Source organism: Desulfovibrio subterraneus, assembly GCF_013340285.1.
Classification (GTDB): domain Bacteria; phylum Desulfobacterota; class Desulfovibrionia; order Desulfovibrionales; family Desulfovibrionaceae; genus Halodesulfovibrio; species Halodesulfovibrio subterraneus.
Genome location: NZ_BLVO01000004.1, coordinates 496400 through 514224, shown reverse-complemented (window position 1 = coordinate 514224; position 17825 = coordinate 496400). Strand labels below are relative to the sequence as shown.

Annotated in this window: 19 protein-coding genes; 6 read left to right on the top strand and 13 right to left on the bottom strand. The window is 57.2% G+C overall.

Annotated features, from left to right (window positions below; genetic code table 11):
* Nucleotides 1-58: 58 nt before the first annotated feature.
* From HUV30_RS02780 to HUV30_RS02765, 4 genes are all read right to left on the bottom strand, one after another.
* Nucleotides 59-916 (bottom strand): PP2C family protein-serine/threonine phosphatase, encoded by an 858-nt coding sequence (locus tag HUV30_RS02780; protein WP_174403872.1) that lies wholly within the window; start codon nucleotides 914-916, stop codon nucleotides 59-61.
* Nucleotides 913-2088 carry a sensor histidine kinase gene (locus HUV30_RS02775; RefSeq protein WP_174403870.1) on the bottom strand — a complete coding sequence of 392 codons (1176 nt, stop codon included), beginning with the start codon at nucleotides 2086-2088 and terminating at the stop codon, nucleotides 913-915. The genes HUV30_RS02780 and HUV30_RS02775 overlap by 4 nt, the downstream gene beginning before the upstream one ends.
* Nucleotides 2058-2462, bottom strand: coding sequence for a response regulator (locus HUV30_RS02770; protein WP_174403868.1), 405 nt, complete (start codon nucleotides 2460-2462; stop codon nucleotides 2058-2060). Before HUV30_RS02770 ends, HUV30_RS02775 begins: the two co-directional genes overlap by 31 nt.
* A gap of 118 nt (nucleotides 2463-2580) precedes the next feature.
* Nucleotides 2581-2850 (bottom strand): phage regulatory CII family protein, encoded by a 270-nt coding sequence (locus HUV30_RS02765; protein WP_174403866.1) that lies wholly within the window; start codon nucleotides 2848-2850, stop codon nucleotides 2581-2583.
* A 234-nt stretch (nucleotides 2851-3084) separates the two neighbouring features.
* On the opposite strand from HUV30_RS02765, the gene HUV30_RS02760 reads away from it, so the two are divergent.
* Entirely contained in the window at nucleotides 3085-3753 is a 669-nt protein-coding gene (locus tag HUV30_RS02760) for a response regulator (protein WP_174403864.1), read from the top strand.
* A gap of 66 nt (nucleotides 3754-3819) precedes the next feature.
* Here HUV30_RS02760 and HUV30_RS02755 read toward each other — a convergent pair whose 3' ends face one another.
* The 4 genes from HUV30_RS02755 to HUV30_RS02740 all read right to left on the bottom strand — a co-directional run bounded on the left by HUV30_RS02755 (nucleotide 3820) and on the right by HUV30_RS02740 (nucleotide 7742).
* A complete protein-coding gene (locus tag HUV30_RS02755) occupies nucleotides 3820-4860 on the bottom strand; it encodes a sensor domain-containing diguanylate cyclase (RefSeq protein ID WP_174403863.1) in 1041 nt (346 codons plus the stop codon).
* A 316-nt stretch (nucleotides 4861-5176) separates the two neighbouring features.
* Entirely contained in the window at nucleotides 5177-6247 is a 1071-nt protein-coding gene (locus HUV30_RS02750) for a Tim44 domain-containing protein (RefSeq protein WP_243452041.1), read from the bottom strand.
* A gap of 107 nt (nucleotides 6248-6354) precedes the next feature.
* A complete protein-coding gene (locus tag HUV30_RS02745) occupies nucleotides 6355-6750 on the bottom strand; it encodes a response regulator (protein WP_174403862.1) in 396 nt (131 codons plus the stop codon).
* A gap of 206 nt (nucleotides 6751-6956) precedes the next feature.
* Complete coding sequence (locus HUV30_RS02740; RefSeq protein WP_174403861.1) at nucleotides 6957-7742, bottom strand: DUF4198 domain-containing protein; 786 nt, start codon at nucleotides 7740-7742, stop codon at nucleotides 6957-6959.
* Nucleotides 7743-8106: 364 nt separating this feature from the next.
* On the opposite strand from HUV30_RS02740, the gene HUV30_RS02735 reads away from it, so the two are divergent.
* Genes HUV30_RS02735 through HUV30_RS02725 form a run of 3 tightly spaced genes read left to right on the top strand, consistent with a single transcriptional unit; the run spans nucleotide 8107 to nucleotide 11222 of the window.
* Nucleotides 8107-9369 (top strand): cyclic nucleotide-binding domain-containing protein, encoded by a 1263-nt coding sequence (locus tag HUV30_RS02735; protein ID WP_174403860.1) that lies wholly within the window; start codon nucleotides 8107-8109, stop codon nucleotides 9367-9369.
* Nucleotides 9366-10145: a motility protein A gene (locus tag HUV30_RS02730; protein WP_174403859.1), complete on the top strand. Its 780-nt coding sequence runs from the start codon at nucleotides 9366-9368 to the stop codon at nucleotides 10143-10145. Before HUV30_RS02735 ends, HUV30_RS02730 begins: the two co-directional genes overlap by 4 nt.
* An 18-nt stretch (nucleotides 10146-10163) precedes the next feature.
* Nucleotides 10164-11222 carry a flagellar motor protein MotB gene (locus HUV30_RS02725; RefSeq protein ID WP_174403857.1) on the top strand — a complete coding sequence of 353 codons (1059 nt, stop codon included), beginning with the start codon at nucleotides 10164-10166 and terminating at the stop codon, nucleotides 11220-11222.
* 102 nt (nucleotides 11223-11324) lie between these two features.
* On the opposite strand, the gene HUV30_RS02720 is transcribed toward HUV30_RS02725, so the two are convergent.
* The 4 genes from HUV30_RS02720 to HUV30_RS02705 form a co-directional block, all read right to left on the bottom strand.
* Nucleotides 11325-11861 (bottom strand): bacterioferritin, encoded by a 537-nt coding sequence (locus tag HUV30_RS02720; protein WP_174403855.1) that lies wholly within the window; start codon nucleotides 11859-11861, stop codon nucleotides 11325-11327.
* Between the two features lie 25 nt (nucleotides 11862-11886).
* Nucleotides 11887-12120: a hypothetical protein gene (locus HUV30_RS02715; protein ID WP_174403853.1), complete on the bottom strand. Its 234-nt coding sequence runs from the start codon at nucleotides 12118-12120 to the stop codon at nucleotides 11887-11889.
* 146 nt (nucleotides 12121-12266) lie between these two features.
* Nucleotides 12267-13583, bottom strand: coding sequence for a tetratricopeptide repeat protein (locus tag HUV30_RS02710; RefSeq protein ID WP_174403851.1), 1317 nt, complete (start codon nucleotides 13581-13583; stop codon nucleotides 12267-12269).
* A gap of 105 nt (nucleotides 13584-13688) precedes the next feature.
* Complete coding sequence (locus HUV30_RS02705) at nucleotides 13689-15119, bottom strand: aminopeptidase P family protein (RefSeq protein WP_174403849.1); 1431 nt, start codon at nucleotides 15117-15119, stop codon at nucleotides 13689-13691.
* On the opposite strand from HUV30_RS02705, the gene HUV30_RS02700 reads away from it, so the two are divergent.
* Entirely contained in the window at nucleotides 15118-15285 is a 168-nt protein-coding gene (locus tag HUV30_RS02700; protein ID WP_174403848.1) for a hypothetical protein, read from the top strand. The two genes, HUV30_RS02705 and HUV30_RS02700, sit on opposite strands and share 2 nt — an antisense overlap.
* A 219-nt stretch (nucleotides 15286-15504) precedes the next feature.
* On the opposite strand, the gene HUV30_RS02695 is transcribed toward HUV30_RS02700, so the two are convergent.
* Nucleotides 15505-16512 carry a GlxA family transcriptional regulator gene (locus tag HUV30_RS02695; RefSeq protein WP_174403846.1) on the bottom strand — a complete coding sequence of 336 codons (1008 nt, stop codon included), beginning with the start codon at nucleotides 16510-16512 and terminating at the stop codon, nucleotides 15505-15507.
* A 364-nt stretch (nucleotides 16513-16876) separates the two neighbouring features.
* Here HUV30_RS02695 and HUV30_RS02690 point away from each other — a divergent pair, with 364 nt between their 5' ends.
* Nucleotides 16877-17440 carry a cysteine hydrolase family protein gene (locus HUV30_RS02690; protein WP_174403844.1) on the top strand — a complete coding sequence of 188 codons (564 nt, stop codon included), beginning with the start codon at nucleotides 16877-16879 and terminating at the stop codon, nucleotides 17438-17440.
* Nucleotides 17441-17825: the final 385 nt, after the last annotated feature.

Here is a 17825-nt window from a genome sequence, read left to right as displayed (position 1 = left end):
GCCATTTTGCCCGAATTATCAAGCATCCGCTTGTCCTGTGTGCTGAAGGCGTTACCCGTTATGCCTGCTGGCCCAGATACTCCATGATAACCAATGACATATCGTTGCGTTGCTGCGTGTCTTCGGTGAAGCGTTGAATCTCTCTGACTGTTTCGTCGAGCAGGTCCTGCGTGCCTATTTGCGGATACAGCTCAAGCCAGTTGCGGAGGGTGCGTTGTGTAAGGCGCTCACCGCGTGCATCCCGCGAGGTGGTAATGCCGTCGGTGTAGAATATGACCCTGTCCGCAGGCTGCAACCTGACCGTAACATTGGCGTAGTGTCCGGCCCCGAGGGGCAGGCCGAGCGGTATGCCGGATGCCTTGATTTCCGTGGTTACGCCGTTGCGCATGAGCAGGGGCAGCGGTTGGCCTGCATTGGCAATGGTCATGTCCCTGTCGTTGCATATGGCCAGAGTGGCTGTGACGAACGTGCCGGAGATAAGCAGTTCGGCCAGATCGTTGTGCAGGTTTGCCAGAAAGCTGCCCGGGCAGGCAATGGGCATGGATTGCATCAGAGTCGCCACACGGATGGAAAGCATTGCCGCAGAAAGAGTGTTGCCTGCGGTGGCACCGAGCAGAAGGGCGGCCCCGGTTTCGCCCAGCGGGCGGGCGCATAGAAAATTGCCCGCAACGGTGTGCGGGCTCAGAGAGCGAACGGCGATGTCAAATCCGCATGGTGAAAAGGTTTGTCGGGCGCTGCTTTCCGGAGTGAGAAACCGTTGCTGCATGAGCGCGCCGGAGTGCAGGTCGTTTGCCATCTGCCGCTCAAGACGGTGCAGCTTTACCAGATTGTCGGCCCGCATGAGCAGGTGCTGCGGGGGCGTGAGTCTGCCGGGGGGAAACAGGCCGTTTCTGTCGGACATGGTGGCAGGGGTCATGCGTTCACCTCCTTTGAGGAAGAAGGGGTGGAATGTATGACAAGCGGGAGCGATATTGTGCACGTAGTGCCTTGTTCCAGTTCACTTTCCAGCTTTATGGTTCCTCCATGGATGCCTGCTATGAGTTGCGCGATGGAAAGTCCCAGTCCCAGGCCCTGATGTTTTCTGCTCAGGGTTCCTTCCACCTGAAAAAAGCTGTCGAAAACCTTGTTTAGCAAATTGTCGGGAATGCCGATGCCGTCGTCTTCCACCTTGATGGTGATCGTGCCGTTTGCGGGCGGCAGAATACGGACAACAGTGTTTCCGTTCGGCTTGCCGAAGATTATGGTGTTGTGGATGACGTTCTTGAACATTTCACGCAGCATGGCCGAGTTGCCGCAGATGATGGCCGGATTGGCGGCATCATGGTTAAGATACAGGGAGATGTTCTTTTTATTCGCCTCTCTCCCCATCTGCTCGAATATGCCATACATGAGCAGGGCCAGTTGCAACGGCTCCTGCCGCATTTCATGGCGCTCGTGCTGCAGCGTGGCAAACTTGAGCAGTTCATCCACGATTTTGAACATTCTCATTCCTGAATCGTGGATGTTCCGTATGGCTTCGGCATCATCTGTTTCAAGAGAGGCGGTCCGCGTCATCAGGAGTTCGGCAAACCCCAGAATGCCGGTCAGCGGTGTGCGGAGTTCATGAGAAAGCAGACCCAGAAAGTCCTGCTTGAGGTGCTGGATGCGTTTTTCTTCCGTCACATCCCGCAGCAGGCAAAGCAGCCAGCCGTTTTTCATGAGAGTGGGGGTAAACCGTATGCTTTTACCGGAATCTGTTGTGAAGGTCTGTTCTTCTCCCTGAATGACTGCCTGCAGTATGGGAGCTATTCCCGCTTCAGACCGTGTAGGCAGTGTGCGTAACAGGGACAGGGAGGGCATGCCGATAGCCCGGGTTCTGTCCGTTTTAAGCAGTGAACAGGCTGCATTGTTGATCTCCACGATATTCCGTTCGGCATTGGCGATGAACGCGCCGTCGCTCATGGCGTGAACAAGATCGGCAAGACCTTCATATGCCTGCCTGAGTTCTGATCTGCGCTGTTTTTCCAGTCCGTAAATGGCTGCAAGATCCTCTGCGTACTTGAGGAACTGGGACCGGCTTACTGCGCTGTCGATATCACCGTGTCCCATGGAGTCTCCTGCTGTAGCTGGTGCTCAACCTGCTGAATCAGTTCGAGAGGACTGAACGGTTTGATGAAATAGGCATCGGCGCCGGCCTTGTTTCCGGTGTCTACATCATGCTGCTGCCCTTTTGCAGTAAGAATGATGACCTTGCAGTGTCTGGTTGCAGGGTCCGATTTAATGATACGCGTTGCCTCCAGCCCGTCTATGGTCCCCGGCATCATGATGTCCATGAGTATGAGGTCCGGTGTATGGCGGCGGGCAAGTTCCACCGCCTCTTCGCCGCTGGAAGCCTCAAGCAGGGAGTAGTCACCTATGCGCAGGGTGACCTTGATGAGTTCCCTGACTTCCAGTTTATCTTCGGTGATGAGAATGGTCTTCATGCGCAGCTCCCGAGCGAAGGTTAGGGTAACCGGCGAAGTTCGCTGGGTTTCAAGCCGCCTCCGGTTATATCCGGGGGCGGCTCATGCGCAGCTCAGATCATGTTCGGGTAACGCCGGATTAATCAATCCCCAGACCGGAAGCTCTGCGGGCGTCCATGGGAGCAAGCTGGTAGCCCAGCTCCTTGGCCATGAATTCCAGGGCACTGATATCCTTGGTTACCCGCATGATTTCGAGCAGCGTGTCCGCACCAAGCTTTGCCGACTGATCATAAGGATTCAGCTCGCGCATCATGGTCGGATAGGGCTTGCCGATCTGCTCGGCCACCCATTTGGACTGGCGGGCACCGAGAACCATGTTCTGCGTGATACGGGTTACAGTTTCTCTCATGTTTCCCTCCTCCGGAATTTACGAGTTGCACCCTGTTTGGCGGGGGAGAATCCCCAGCTTAGGTGAGAATAGATCATAAAGTACTTACGTCCGTAAATTGGGTGAAGACTGTATTTTTAGATTGAGTACATATGTATTTTTGTGGTAGGGTTTTTATTAGTCACAAAAATCCGTATGACGGACTTCTGGCGGGCGGACTTGTGTCGAGGGGGGGGAACAGGAGCGATGCTGCATATGGGCAAGCAACATTCCATTGTTATCGCAGAAGATCATACCTTGCTCAGAGAAGGGCTTAAATCTCTGCTTCACTCGTTGCCGGACATGACAGTTGTCGGCGAGGCAAGCGACGGACAGGCTGCGGTGGAGATGTGCGACCGGTTGCGTCCGGACATGGTGCTTATGGATCTTTCCATGCCCAGGCTTGATGGTCTGAAGGCGACCAAGCTTATCAAGAAACGGCACCCGGATATGAAGGTGCTTGTGCTGACCGTGCATGGGGCCAACGAATACGTGTATTCAGCATTGGCCGCAGGGGCGGATGGATATATGCTGAAGGATGCCTCAAACGAGGAATTTTCGCTCGCCATACAAAGCGTTCTGGGCGGAAAGGCGTATCTCTCTCCCGCCATTGCGGGGGATGTTGTCCGTGGCTATCTGGGATGTGGCGGAGGACAGGCCGATTCGGGATGGACACAGCTGACAACGCGTGAGCAGGAAATTTTCCAGCTCATTTCAGAAGGCTACAAGAACAGAGAAATAGCCGATATGCTTGTGGTGAGTGTGAAGACGGTAGAAAAACACCGTTCCAACCTCATGCAGAAGCTCGACCTGCACTCCGCTGCCGAGCTCAGGGCGCTTGCACTGGAAAGGGGGATGGTGCTCCGTCGCAAAGAGGTTGGATAGCCCAAGCCGACTGTATTAAAAAAGCCGCCCGTAGGGCGGCTTTTTGTAATGCTGTCGTGTGTGATTTCATTCTGCGCAACAGATACGGTTGCGTCCGGATTGCTTGGCCTCGTACAGTCCGTCGTCCGCCCTTTTGAGCAGCCGGTTTATTCCCCCGTCCTCTTTTCTGTAGGTGGCCACGCCTATACTTACCGTGATGCGCAGGGTGCCTGCGCTGGTTTCAATGTGGTTTGCCTCAATCTTTGCCCGGAGCCTTTCGGCCATTTCCATGGCCTTGTCCTGCGGTGTTTCCGGCAGCAGCACGGCGAATTCCTCACCGCCAAGCCGTGCCACAAAATCCTGTTTGCGCGCACTTTGCCGCATCATGTTGGCCAGTGCCGCAAGAACAGTGTCTCCCACGTCATGACCATAGGTGTCGTTGACGCGTTTGAAATGGTCCGCATCTATCATCAGCATGCTTATGGGGCGCTCGTAGCGCTCTGTCCTGTGCAGTTCCTGCTCTGCCGTCTGCATGAAGTGCCGCCTGTTCGCAAGCCCTGTCAAACTGTCGGTGGTTGCCATTTCGCGGAGCTGATCTTCCACCTGCTTATGGAGTGTCACATCGAACAGAATGCCGTCGAGGCAGCGGTTGCCGTAGGTATCAAACCCGGGCTGGGCGCGAAACTGTATCCAGCGCAGTCCGCTGACAAGAGACTGGATGCGCACTTCTGAAGCGAACGGGTCATCCTGTGCAATGCTCTGCAGTTCACGATTCATGTGCTCTGACACATCATTGGGGTGGATCAGCCGGTAGGCGGCACTGGGATCGGCGAGAACCGAGGCCACAGGCACGCCGAACAGAACTTCAAATCCGTCCGTGAGAAGGGTGAAGCTGCGTTCGCCTTCTTCGGTGATAACTAGCCGGAACAGTGCGCCGGTGGTAAATGTTTTGCCGATATGTTCCAGAAAATCACCGCTTTCCGCAGTAAGGGCGGAAAGGCATTCCTCATCAGATGCGGGAGCCCCCTGAGGGGCGCGAAAAATCCCGGTCCGTCGGGCCGGTGCGGCCTTATTGTCCCCGGATGAAGCGCCGGAAGAGGGGGGCGAGGTCGTTTTTGCAACGGTCATGGGTACCTCCGTCGGGTGCCGTCATGAGAGACGATTGCCCGATACGCGCTGGGGGGGCATTGCTGGCTTATGCCTATTGAGCTTCGTTTATTATTTATAATGATTTTTGATGAAATGAAAAGTGCCCGGCTGGAGCAGGGCTCAGTGCCGGGCACAAAAGGGTAGTTCGGGCAGCCCCCGACAGGGGCAGATGCAGCACGGAACAAACGATGCGTAAGAAAGCCGGAGGCAGGCAGACCCAATATCCGGCCCAATATCCGGCCCAAGGTCAGACCCAATCTTCGGCCCAAGGTCAGTTTGCCGATCGGACAGCAAATCAGGCGGAAACCTGCTCTATGCCGTCCAGCCGCCACATCCCGCCGTATTCCTTGCTCTTGAGGAAGTGCCAGATTTCGCGGACCTGTTCTGTCTGGGCGCCTTCGCGCTCTTCGCGCATGAGCACATCAAAGAAAACAGTGGCCAGCAGACCGTGTTCGTCTTCCTTGACCTCAAGAATACGGGCGTTCACGAGCAGCAGCTCCGAACGGGAAGGGGTCGGGCTTTGAGCTGCCTGTTGTTTGATCTCTTCATGCACTTCAGGGGTGGTGAACTGGGCGATGTCGTCCATATCTCTGGCGTCCCAGCTATGCTGCAGGCGCGTGAACACCATCTTGGCACCTTTGAGGAAATCATCCTTGTCAAAGGATGCAGGCAGATCGGGTTGTGCGCCGGTCTGATAGGCGTCCCGTGCGGTGAGCAGGTCCTCGCCCCGTTTGGCGGGTTGTGATTCTGTCAAGCCTTCCGAGCGCTTGCGGCGGGGTTCGGAGTCTTCCTCTCCCTGCAGGTGGCCCCACATCTGTGCGGCACGGTTATACAGGTGCGGATTGGGCTCTTCGTCGGGAATATCCACATGCACCCGTGGCGCAGGCTTGCCGGTGTGCTCCGGATCAGTGTCATCATCGTGTCGGGAGAATGTGTTGCCGTTGCGCTGTTTTCTGTATGCGTCAAGATCTGCCGGAGGGCGGCTGGCGTTCTGGTCGGGCGGGCTCAGGGTTATCCTGTTGCGCACAAAACGGAGTATGGCGAGTACAACGACCATCAGCACCAGCAGGTCGGCCACGCCGATGCCGGAGAACGGTTCGTTGAACAGCAGGGAACCTATGAGCGAGCCTGAAAGCAGGCCGTGCAGAAGGCCCCGCTCGGCAGGAGGAAGATCAAGTTTGGTGAATGTATCGGCATTGGAAACCTGCCCGCTTGTATACTGGTCGCCCGCATACTGATCAGAGGCGGGGAGCTGGGCGAATGCCGTGGATACGAGAAGGGTGAGCAGAAATGCGGCAAGGGTGGAGGCCAACAGGCATCGGGAGCCTGAACCGCTACGGTGTTCGTGGTTTGTTTGATGCTGCATGATCAAAATGTGTACGCATATTGTCTCGGGAGTCAAGCCCGTGCGGTTGTCGCAAGGGCAATTTTGCCCTTATCATTGTTGGCCGCGTGCGGTCCGGAAAAAGCTTGTCAGGCAAGTACGCCGAGATTCTTGAGCAACTGGATGAAAAGCTGCCTGTCCACCGGCTTGGGCACATATGAGGTTGCCCCGCCTTTGTAATAGGCTTCCACCACATTCTTGGGATCATCGAGCGCGGTGATCATGACCACCTTTACTTCGTCTGTGGAGCGTATGCCCTTGCTTTTCTCAATGTCGCGCATGCGCCGCAGGGCTTCCTGCCCGTCCATTTCGGGCATCATGATGTCAAGGCAGATGAGATCATACTTCTCGCCAGAGAGCGAGGCTTCAAAGGCTTCCAGCGCCTCTTTGCCGTTAACGGCTATATCGCAGTCCCCATATGGGGAGAGAATGGTCTGCATGAATTTGCGACTGGTGAAATCATCTTCGACAATAAGAAAGCGCATGGTGGACTCCTGCTTGGATTGGGTGATGTAAACACTATCACATGCCGAACGCATTTCAAGCGTCTTTAAAGGGATGCGATGCGATATATAAGGCAATATACAGGAGTTGTAAGATTTGTGTAATATCGTCGGGCGCAAAGGCGTAAAAGAATAATCCCCCGCCGGAGCGGGGGATTTGAAGGACCGGCAGGGATGAGCGGGGTCCGTTATTTTTTTGTCCAGCCGTCCAGCTTGATCCAGAGGACTGCACCGATTTCCACGTCCTTCATGGCGCCGTCGGGTGCCTTGAGCTGGAAATCCGCCGTGCTGAGAGCGGCAAAGCCCCACCAGCCGGCAAGGGGGCAGGCAAAGGTGAACACGCCGTTGGCATCTGCCTTGACCACCTGTGTTACGTGATACTCGGTGGGGGCGGCGAACTTGTTGTCCTTGTTGTAATATTCCACTTCCACTTCGGCAAAGGGCAGGGGCTTGCCGTCACGAAGCACCTGGCCGGTGAAGCTGTTGCCGGCGTAGTTGCCGAAGGGGCGGGTCATGGGAACGATTTCGGTCTTCAGGCCCATGGGCTCGTCCCAGCCGGACTCGTCACCAAAGGCTGCGATGATGGTCTTGGTGTAGTGGATGATGAAGCAGTCTTCTTCCGGCTCCCAGTAGGGGGTGGGCTCAAGGCCGAACATGTACACACCGGGGCGGGCAAATTTGTAGGTGGTCTTCCATGCCTGATGGTCCATGACCCTGGTCTCGGTCAGGGTGGGCAGCAGATCGGTTTTCTTGCCTGCCGAAGTCACGAAAAAAGCCTTGGGTTTGACCAAGTCCATGCCCACCATCTCGAACGGGTGGGAGAACGAAACCTGGAGCTCGGTGGATTTTGTTTCAGGGGAAATGGCATTGTTGCCGGGGATGACCATGCCGAAGTGGGCGTTGGCAGAGGATGCCCACAGCATGGCAACAAGGGCGAGGCAGGACAGGGCAGCACGCGGGAAGACTCGTCTCATGGTAGCTCCTTCTGAAAAGTAATCGGTAAAAATAAATACGAATTTAAAAAATGTAACACTGAGTTACACGATTCAATTTAGCGTGTCACGAGGAAAAGTGTGTTTTCAGGCGAGATTATACTGTTGCGCGTTGCACCGTTACTTCATTTACGGTAGTCTGACAGGCGGGAACCAGTATCCTGCGTGCGGTAAAGACAGATGCCGCATAAGGCTGCATGGCGGCCTGCCACACATGGCCGCCCCTTCGTATTCGTCCGCGTTTCATTGCATGCTCAGATACATGTTCTGATGAATCAAGTGTACGTTCAGACATATGTTCAGGCCGGTTGTCCGATTCAGGCTGTGTCAATGTCAGGGAGGAACCATGGGGGATAGTACGCAAGAGAAGACAAAGTCGTTCAACAAAGGTCAGATGATATTCCGCGAGGGGCAGCTCAACCCCGTGGCATACATGGTCAAAAAGGGAACCGTTTCCATCTACCGCGTGGTGAACAACCGTAAGGTAATTGTCGGGCGCATGCTGCCGGGGCAGATTTTCGGCGAATCAGCCGTCATTACCGGAGCACCCTTTCATGCCAACGCCGTGGCCGATGACTTTGTGGACCTGCTGGTCATTGACCAGACCACACTCAAGACCCTGCTGCTCAAGTGCCCCGGTCCCATGCAGCGCATAGTGCGTTATCTCATGGACCGCATCTCCGTTCTGGAAAGGGCCGTGCACGAGCAGCCCGCGCCCAACAGCTTTCTTTCCATCTGCCAGATTCTCGAACTCACCCACAAGGCGACCCGTCCGCCTGCCCCTGCTGCAAAGGGAGGGGACCCCGCCAATGTTCCCGTGCCGTTCAGCTATGTGGATTTTTGCCGCAACGTGCGCAACGTGCTGCTGGTGAGCCAGCTTGAGATAGACGAGGTACTGGAACGGCTGCAGCGGCTGGGGGTGATGACGATTTCAGAGATAAAGAGCGCAACCTATCGCAAGGATGTGCTCGGCAATATGAATGTGTCGTCCGAATATGTGCAGGACAAGCACCTCACCCTCAAGGAGCCTGCATCTTTCATGACCGTGGCCCGCAACCTGAGCATGGAACTGCCCGAAAAAACGCCGCCCTGCACCAGCGAACTGGATTTCATCGACATGCAGGGCCTTGCCGAGATGGTGAAGAGCACGCCGGAAATTTTATACAAGAAGCTGGCCCAGCACGAGATTCCCCAGAATCTGTTCTTTTTCCCTGCGGATGCCATGCGCGAATGGGCGCAGGTGAAGGGAGAGGATTTCTTCCAGCGGGTGAAGCGCAAGCGGCTCAATATTGATGAGCTGGAGAGCGTGGACGACCTTGTCTTTGTGGACAACAACACCCTGCGCGATGTGTTTCAGAAGATTGGCTTCCACAAGGTGCTGGTGCTCTATGCCGGAGCGCAGGAAGAAACGCGCACGAAGATGCTCGGGTGCATGTCCGGCAAGATCGCGGCCATGGTGAAGGAAGAGTCTGCAGACCGCGCAGTGGATGACATGGAACTGGCGGACGTGGAGGCAGAGGCCATTGCACTTGTCCGTGAACTGAAGGGGGATGGCAAAGGCGCGGCGAAGGAAGAAAGGAACGCGGACGCAAAGGGGGCCGGTAAATGAACATTGCCACTGTTCTCGGGTTTGTTGCCGGTCTGTTCATTCTTGCCCTGGCCACCTTTTTTTCCACATCCAACATATGGGTGTTTCTCAATCCGGCCGGGCTTGCCATTGTTTTCGGCGGCACGGCGGCTGCCACCTTCATCTGTTATCCGGTCAAGGAAGTGGGGCGTACCATAAACGCCTTTCTTCTGGCGCTCAGCCGTGAGGAACTGCCCATAGGCATGTACATCGACGAGCTGGTGCGTCTTGCCAAGCAAGCTTCGGCACGCGGTGCCGTGTCGCTGGAAGCTTCTCTGCCGGGTATGGATAACTTCTTTCTGCGCCACGCCGTGCAGATGCTGGTGGACGGCTACAGCCGCGATGAAATCAACCGGATTCTGGATACCCGCATAGAGCAGCATTACGAGCAGGAAATGTCCTCGGCGGGCATATTCCGCACCATGGCGCGTCTGGCACCTGCCTTCGGAATTATCGGCACACTCATAGGGCTCATCGGCATGATGCAGTCCATGGGAGGGGATATCCGCGCACTCGGCCCTGCCATGGCAACCGCGCTGACCACCACGCTCTACGGGGTGCTGTTCGCCAACATGCTGTTCCTGCCCATAGCCATAAAGGTGGAAAAGCGCATAGAGGAGCGGGTGCTGCTCATGACGGTTATCCGCGACGGCATACTCTACATACACGACCGCGCTCCCGCAGGGATTGTGCTCGACAAACTGCGCGCCTATCTGCCCCCGCGCCGCTGGGCGTCCATTCAGGCCCGGCCCAACTAAGCAGGAGCGGGAGGCAGCATGAAGAGTCACCTGAAACGGCTGCGCAAGCGCCATGAAGAGGGCGAGGAATGGGCCGTGTCATTTGCGGACATGATGACCCTGCTCATGTGTTTTTTCATTCTCATGGTTTCCATCTCCGCCGTGGATATTGAACGGTATGAGCAGGTGGCGGAATCGCTCGGTCTGGCCATGAAGAAAACGCCGCTGGACCGGACAAGGCCGGAAACGGGGGCACTGACCGATACCACGACAATACGGACGGACGACATGACGCAGACGGTACCGGACGTGCAATCTGAAACGCAGCCGGAAGTCCCTGCGGAGATGCGGAGTAACGTTCGGCAACCCGCAGTACAGCAATCCGCAGGACAGCGGCAGGCCGGACAATCGGCCGAACAGTCAGCCGAACAGCTGGCCGAACAGCCTGAAGGACAATTGGCAGGACAACCTGCAGGGCAGCAGGCTCAGGTACCGGCACATACGACTCCGGCCGGAGGTGATGAAGACCGACCTGTCATGGCGGAAGCGCATGAAGGCGCGACCTCGGGAGCCGCTATCTCGGGAGCCGGACAGGAGGGGGCAGCCGGTTCTGGTAATGCAGCGCTTGATGCGCTCATGAGCGGGCTGGAAGAACGCCTGCAGGGCGCGGGTTCGGCCATGCAGATAGAGCGCAGGGCTAATTCCGTTGCAATACGCCTGCATGGTCCCGTATTCTTTGCGCTGGCCAGCGCAGAACTCACGCAGGCATCGTTGCCGTTTCTCGACCGTGTTGCCGAAGAATTGAAGGCGAACAGGCTGCATGTCTCCGTGGAAGGGCATACCGACGATCTGCCCATCGTGTCAGACCGTTTTCCGTCCAACTGGGAGCTTTCAGCAGGGCGGGCGGCCTCCGTTGCACGCCACCTGATAGGGCAGGGAGTGGATGCCTCGCGACTGGACGTGCGCGGTTATGCCCATGTGCGCCCGCTGGTACCCAACCTTGATGCGCACGGCACCCCCATTCCGGGTAACCGCGAACTCAACCGCCGCGTGATGATCGTCATTTCGTCATCGGTTTTGGAAAGTCCGGTCCAGTAAGAAGAGAGCAGGATAATAGAGGTCATAAAGGCGCGCCGCCGTACCTTGAGGGTACGGCGGCGCTTTTCGTTGTTGCGGCGGAAAGGATTCCGTCGTTGTGGTTTATGCTCCGGCCTTGCCGGTAAGAACAAAGCCCTGCGGCTGCAGGCCTGTAGCAGAAGAGGTTCCGGCGATACGGGCAAGGTAGGTGTCGCCAAGGTCGTTGATGTGGTTGGCAATGGCGTCAAAGTAGTTGTAGTGGGCCTGCTCGTCTTCGATGATCTGTTCGAAGATCTTCATGCTCACGCTGTCGCCATTTTCACGACAGACCAGCAGAAACTGGTTGTACTGGTCAATGGTGTCGTCTTCAAGGTCGGCGTCGAAGGGGAAGATGGACTGCACTGCCTGTCCCTTTTCGGGGCGCGCGGTGGGTTCTGTGGTGGGCTCGCCACCCAGCTCCTTGATGCGTTCGGCAAAAGCTTCCGCATGACGCATTTCGTCAATGGCAACCAGCTTCATCTTGGCAGCCAGCTCGCCGTAGTCCTTGTCGTCCAGATTATAGTGCTGGTTCATGTACTGCGAGATGGCCTGCAGCTCCATGGCGCGAGCCTTGTTCAGTACTTCAATGACATTTTTCTTGCGTTTTTCCTTGTCTGCCATGGTGAATGCTCCTTTAGTGGGCTTGCTATTGTGGTGAAAATACAGGCTTGGTGCCGGATTGTATAAAGAGCCTTTCGGGAATGACTTCGCCATACCACAAAACGGAAGGGATTGCATCGTGATTAGTGAAAAAGTCACAGGGGGGATGATAACTGCGGGCAAAGGCAACGGAAATGTACGGCGGGGCAAGGATGCGGCTGGCCTTGAGCGGGCGTATCGTTGCGAGCGCGTTCAGGTGTCCCGCACGAGTTGTGTTCATGCCCGGTGTTCTGGGCTGATTTAGGCAAAGCTCTTGGCATGTGGGCAGGGAAAACAGCAGCAAACAGTAAAGGGGCGGTCAGGGGGAATGGCAGGCCGGATTCCATGCAGGGAAGCCGATGCCGGAAAAAGAGCGAGGGGGGATAATCAGTCGTTCGGGTCGTGTTCCGCGTTGTCCAGCTCTTCCGCTATGGCGGAATATTTGCGGGCCTGTTCCAGCTCGCCCGCCAGTTCGAAAATGCGGGACATTCTGGCAGCCATGGCGGGATCGTGTCTGCCGAAGGCAGGGTTTATGCTGATGGCGGCACTGAGGGAGCGGGCAGCCTCCGCATGCAATTGGCCGTCAGTCTCAGCCAGCGCCTTGTTGAAGTACAGGTTTTCGTCGTCGGGAGCCCGTTGTATGGCCTTGGTGTATTCCGTTACCGCATCCTGCCATCTGCCCTGACGCCGCAGGGAAATGCCCAGCCGGTTCCATGTTTCGGCAATGGCCTTTGTGGGCATGGTGCCACCCATATCCACAATGGTGCGCAGATGCTGCTCGCATGCCTCGGGAAAGTGCTCCATGCAGGTGCGGGCAAGCTTTGCGGCAACCTCTCCCAGCAGGCGCGCATCGCCCTGTCCGGCAATACGCACGGCCTCGTTGAGATATTTATGGGCCACATCCGCCCTGCCGAGAACAAGGCTGGCCTTGCCCATGTCTATCTTGCGATCATAGTTGAGCGGACTTAAGGCATCCAGTTTCTGCAGATAATGCAGTTCGCGCACGGTGTCGCCAAGTTCGGCATAGTGCTCTGCCAGCCTCTGCACAGGGCCGACAAAGAGCTGAGCCATTTCCATGGCCTGCTGGTATTGCAGAAGAGCCTCGTTGGGCTGGCCCAAAGCTCGCAGGGCATCGCCACGCAGCATGAGCCCAGTGGAGCTGTCCGGTTTGATGGAAAGAATGCTGTCGGTCACGTTAAGGGCGGCTTTGGCTTCCCCTTCGGCCAGCAGTTGCCGCGCCTGGTCCATGAGCTTGCCGAGCTTGGCGGGCGGTACAATGGCGTTGGCAATTTTTTCAATCAGCGTGTTCATGGAAAGGGGTTTGACGATGGTGTTGTCCACCCCCAGTTCATACAGCAGGGCAAGGCCGTCGCGTGTTATCTCGTTGGTGAGCACGATTACCCTGCTTTCCGGTGCCTGTTCCTTGATCTTTTTTACATATTGATCATGCAGGCGACCCCTGAAGCGCTGTTCCATGATGATGAAGGGGCTGTCGCCCTTTACCTCGCACAGCGGAAGCTGGCCGAGAAGAGCCTCTATGCTCCGCAGGAAATGTATGCGCAGGTGGGGAATGCCAAGTTGCTTGTTCAGGGCGGACTGCAGCATCTTGAGGAAGATGGTGTCCTCTGACATGACGAGGAACGAACCTCCCCCTGAAAGCGCGAATTCACGAATAATGCCGCGAAGATGTGCTGCGTAATCCACTGAGATTCCCCCACGTCGAGTGTGACATTTGATCGTACTATCAAAAAAGGAAACGGCGCAAGGAAAAGTCCCTGCGCCGTCCGGAAAGAACGATTGCCTACATTTTTAGCTGCGGGCGTGCATGCGGGCCTCTATCCCCTCCGGAGTCTTGGGGATGGGGCGGCCGAGGATGCGGCAGCCGGAATCGGTGACGAGAATGTCGTCTTCAATGCGTATGCCGCCGAAGTCGCGGAAGTGTTCCAATGCATCGTGGTTGATGAAGTCCTTGCAGATGCCTTCTGCTTTCCATTTGTCCATGAGTGCGGGAATGAAGTAGCAGCCCGGTTCCACCGTGACGGTGAAGCCCGTGCGCAGGCGGCGTGCAAAGCGCAGCGAGCGCAGGCCGAACTGGGCCGAGCGTGTGCAGGTTTCGTCATAGCCCACATGTTCTTCGCCAAGGTGTTCCATGTCGTGCACGTCCAGACCGATCATGTGGCCGAGGCCGTGCGGCATGAACAGGGCGTGTGCGCCTTCGCGGACAATGTCGTCCACGTTGCCGCGCAGGAGGCCCATGTCCTTGAGGCCGGAGGCAATGCAGGTGACGGCGGCAAAGTGGCAGTCGCGGTAGGCAACGCCGGGAGCGGCCATGCCTATGGCCGTCTGCTGGGCCTTGAGCACGAGGGAGTACACATCCTTCTGCCGCGAGGAGAACAGCCCGCCCACGGGCAGCGTGCGGGTAATGTCCGAGGCGTAGTGCAGGTCGGATTCCGCGCCGGAATCTATGAGCAGCAGGTCGCCCTGATGCATGATGTTGCTGTAGTCGTGGTTGTGCAGCACCTCGCCGCGTACCGTACAGATGGTGGTGAAGCTGTTGCGTGAGCCGCCCAGTGCCACGGTGGAATCAATGGCCGCTGCTATGCAGCGTTCGCCGAGCCCTGCGCGGGCAAGCTCCATGGCCTTGGAATACATGGCGTAGGATATGCCAAGCGCCTTTTCCATCTCGGTTACTTCCTCGATGGTCTTCACGGAACGCTGCGCCACCACCGCCTGAATCAGGGGCAGGGACGATGCCTGCTTGAGTGCGCTGATGTCCGTGCCGGATTTGGTGCTGAGCTGTTCATCAATGCAGTAGGCAACCCAGTGTGCGCTGGAAATGCGGTAGGGGGGAAGAAAGTGGATGGTTCTGCCGCTCTTTTTCGCGGCATGGAGCATGGAAACAAGGGCGCTGTTGTTGCCCCCCGCGGAACAGGCACAGCGTTCTGCACGTTCCGCAATGTCCGGCTTGGGGCCGGACCAGATGATGTCATCCATGGAAAGGTCGTCACCCCACAGCCGCATGTCGCCGGAGTCGATATCGACGGTGCCGTTCAGTCCGGCCTGATCATGTCCGAAATAGTAGAGAAAGGTGGAATCCTGCCGGAAGGGGTAGCTGTTGGCATCATAGTTGAGGGCAACTTCCACGTTTCCGGGTAAAAATACGATGCCTGTGGCCCCGCTTTCCTTCAGTCTGGCAAGCAGTGCGGCGCGGCGTTCTGCGTATGTGGCGGCGGAAAACATGCTTTCTCTCCTTTTCGGTGTGGATGCGGGCCTGCCATGCTCCATGGTCCGGCCGTTTTCTCAGGCGATTGCCGTTGCGCCCTTTGCCAGCCTTGCGGGCTGGCCGGAACTGTTGCTGCCGTATGCGTCTCAGCGGTCCGGTTGTGGACCGGTCGCGGACCGCTAGTAATCCGGTGCTAATGCGGCAGTAGCCCTGTTGTAGTCCGGCAATGCTTCGGCAGTTGGCCGGCTATTCTTCAGCGTGAACGGGTGTCGTGGCGAACCGCGTACTTCTTTTAAGTATCGCACGATACGCCCTTCGTTGCAATGCGCGGCATCTTGCAAGGGGGCGAAAAATTGTCCGTTTCTCCGGTTGTACAGCACGCGCGACCTGCCGGAATTCTGCTCAGCGCGCCGCCCGCCTGCCCGCAGCGGGCGCGACGGGACTCCGTAGTGAAAAACGGTCGCGGTAGGCGGCAGGTGACATGCCCGTCAGTGAACGGAAAAGCTTTCGGAAAGACGCGGCATCCTGATACCCCACGGCGGCGGTTATCTCTTCCACCCCCAGTGCGGTGGTTTCCAGCAGGCGTCTTGCCGCGTCCATGCGCAGGCGTTGCAGGTAGGCCACCGAGGTTTCTCCTGTTGCCGCGCGGAACCGGCGCAGAAAGGTGCGCTCGCCCATATTGGCGCGGTCTGCAAGGGCGCTTACGGGGCATGGTTCGGCATAGTGCTGTTCCAGCCAGTCCTGCACGGCAAGGATGGCGCCGTCGCCGTGGTTTTTGCGAAAGCCCCCCATGCTGTAGGGGGTCTGCCGTTCCCTGTGCGGGTCTATGAGCATGAGCCGGGCAAGGGCTCCTGCTTCTTCGGCAGAGCGGAACCGCCTGATGAGGTAGAGCGCAAGGTCGAGATAGGCCGTAACCCCGCCTGCGCAGATGAAGTCGCCCCCATCCACGAGCATGCGCTCCGGCCGCAGTTTCACCTGCGGGAACCGCCTGCTGAATTCGTCCGCAAGGTTCCAGTGGGTGGTGGCTTCCCGTCCGTCAAGAATGCCTGCGGCGGCCAGCAGGCATGAGCCTGCGCAGACCGATGCCGTGAGCGTGCCCCCTGCATGGAGGCGTTGAATGTCTTCAAGAAGCGGGGCATCGGCGCAGAGGGAGGCAAGATCATCAAGCACGGCGGGCAGAATAAGCACATCCGGCCGGTCAAGATGGGGGGCGGCAAGGGCACCGTCCGGAATGAGAGGAATGTTGCCGAAGGCACGCACGGGCTGGCCGTCCCTGGTACGGATGCTCACGGTAAAGGGATAGGTGCCGCCCGCGCCATCCCCTCTGGCGGCAGCCACAAGGAACATGTCGCGTAGACCCGTAACGCAGGAGTGCAGGCAATTTTCAACAGCCAGCAGGGCAATGTGCATGACAACCTCCGGAAATGGATTGTCGGTTTTTACCCTTTTTTTGTCAATCCGGCCACTCGTGCAGGTGCAACGTAAGGCATAGGATGTATCCTGTAAGCGGTTGGCGGAGTCGGCGGGCGTATGGGAACGTACCGGAGCCGTAGCAGACGGGGCAGGTGCGATGACTCTGACCGGTGAACAGCCCGACCTGTGAGCCACGGACCGGTGAACAACGGGCCTGTGAATAGCCGGATCTGTGAGCCCGAACCGGCCGGAAGAGCAGGGCCATCGTGAAATATGTGAGGCTCGCGCGGTCTGCGTGATAGGGTACATTCATATGACCAAACGCCGTGAACAGAACCAGATTCAGGATAAGGAGAACCCTATGAGTCATCTCAAAAATACAGCCCTGTTACTGATAGACATCCAGAATGACTATTTTCCCGGTGGTGCTTTTGAGCTGGAAGGTGCAGCCGCTGCGGGGGCCGGAGCCGCACAGGTGCTTCACGCATTCAGAGAGCGCACCATGCCCGTAGTGCACATACGGCACGAGGCCGTGGCAGCGGGCAGCACCTTTTTTTTGCCGGGAACGCGAGGGGCGGAGATTCACGCCTCTGTCGCCCCAGTGCAGGGAGAGCCGGTGCTGACCAAGCATTACCCGAACAGCTTTCGCGAGACGGGGCTGGCAGAGCTGCTGCGGCAGCTTGGTGTGGAGCATCTGGTTGCGGGGGGCATGATGTCGCTCATGTGTGTTGATGCAACCGTGCGCGCGGCCTTTGATCTTGGCTATACATGCACGGTGCTGCATGACGCCTGCGCAGCCCGCGCCCTTGCCTTTGACGGGGTGGAGGTGGAAGCCGCCAAGGTGCATGCCGCATTCATGGCTGCCTTGCAGATGCGCTATGCACGCCTGTGCACATGCAGCCAGTTTTTGCAGGAACTGCACTAGGCTCGTCGCGGCGGAATACAGGACAATAAAAAAGGCCGTATCTTAAACAGATACGGCCTCTTTGCGTGTGCCACCGGGAACGGGGTGGTGCTGTGTGGGGTTTTTCATAGCCAAGCGTATATGGAGACTGGCTGTGTTCCCGGCAGACACGACGAAGGAGTATGGAGGAGTTCTGGTACCTTTCGGTACCGGTCACAACAAGGTTGCCGTCTTGCTGTGACCTACGGAATGCCCCAAGGAGGTAAATGGACATTCCGTAAGGCTTGCGACCTTTGTCCTGTCTGGTTGCGTTTGGGTATATCCAAGACTCGTGCCAAAAGTTGTAACGTTTGATAACATACTGAAAATAAATGCTAAAATAATTTGAACCAATTTGGTGGCAAAT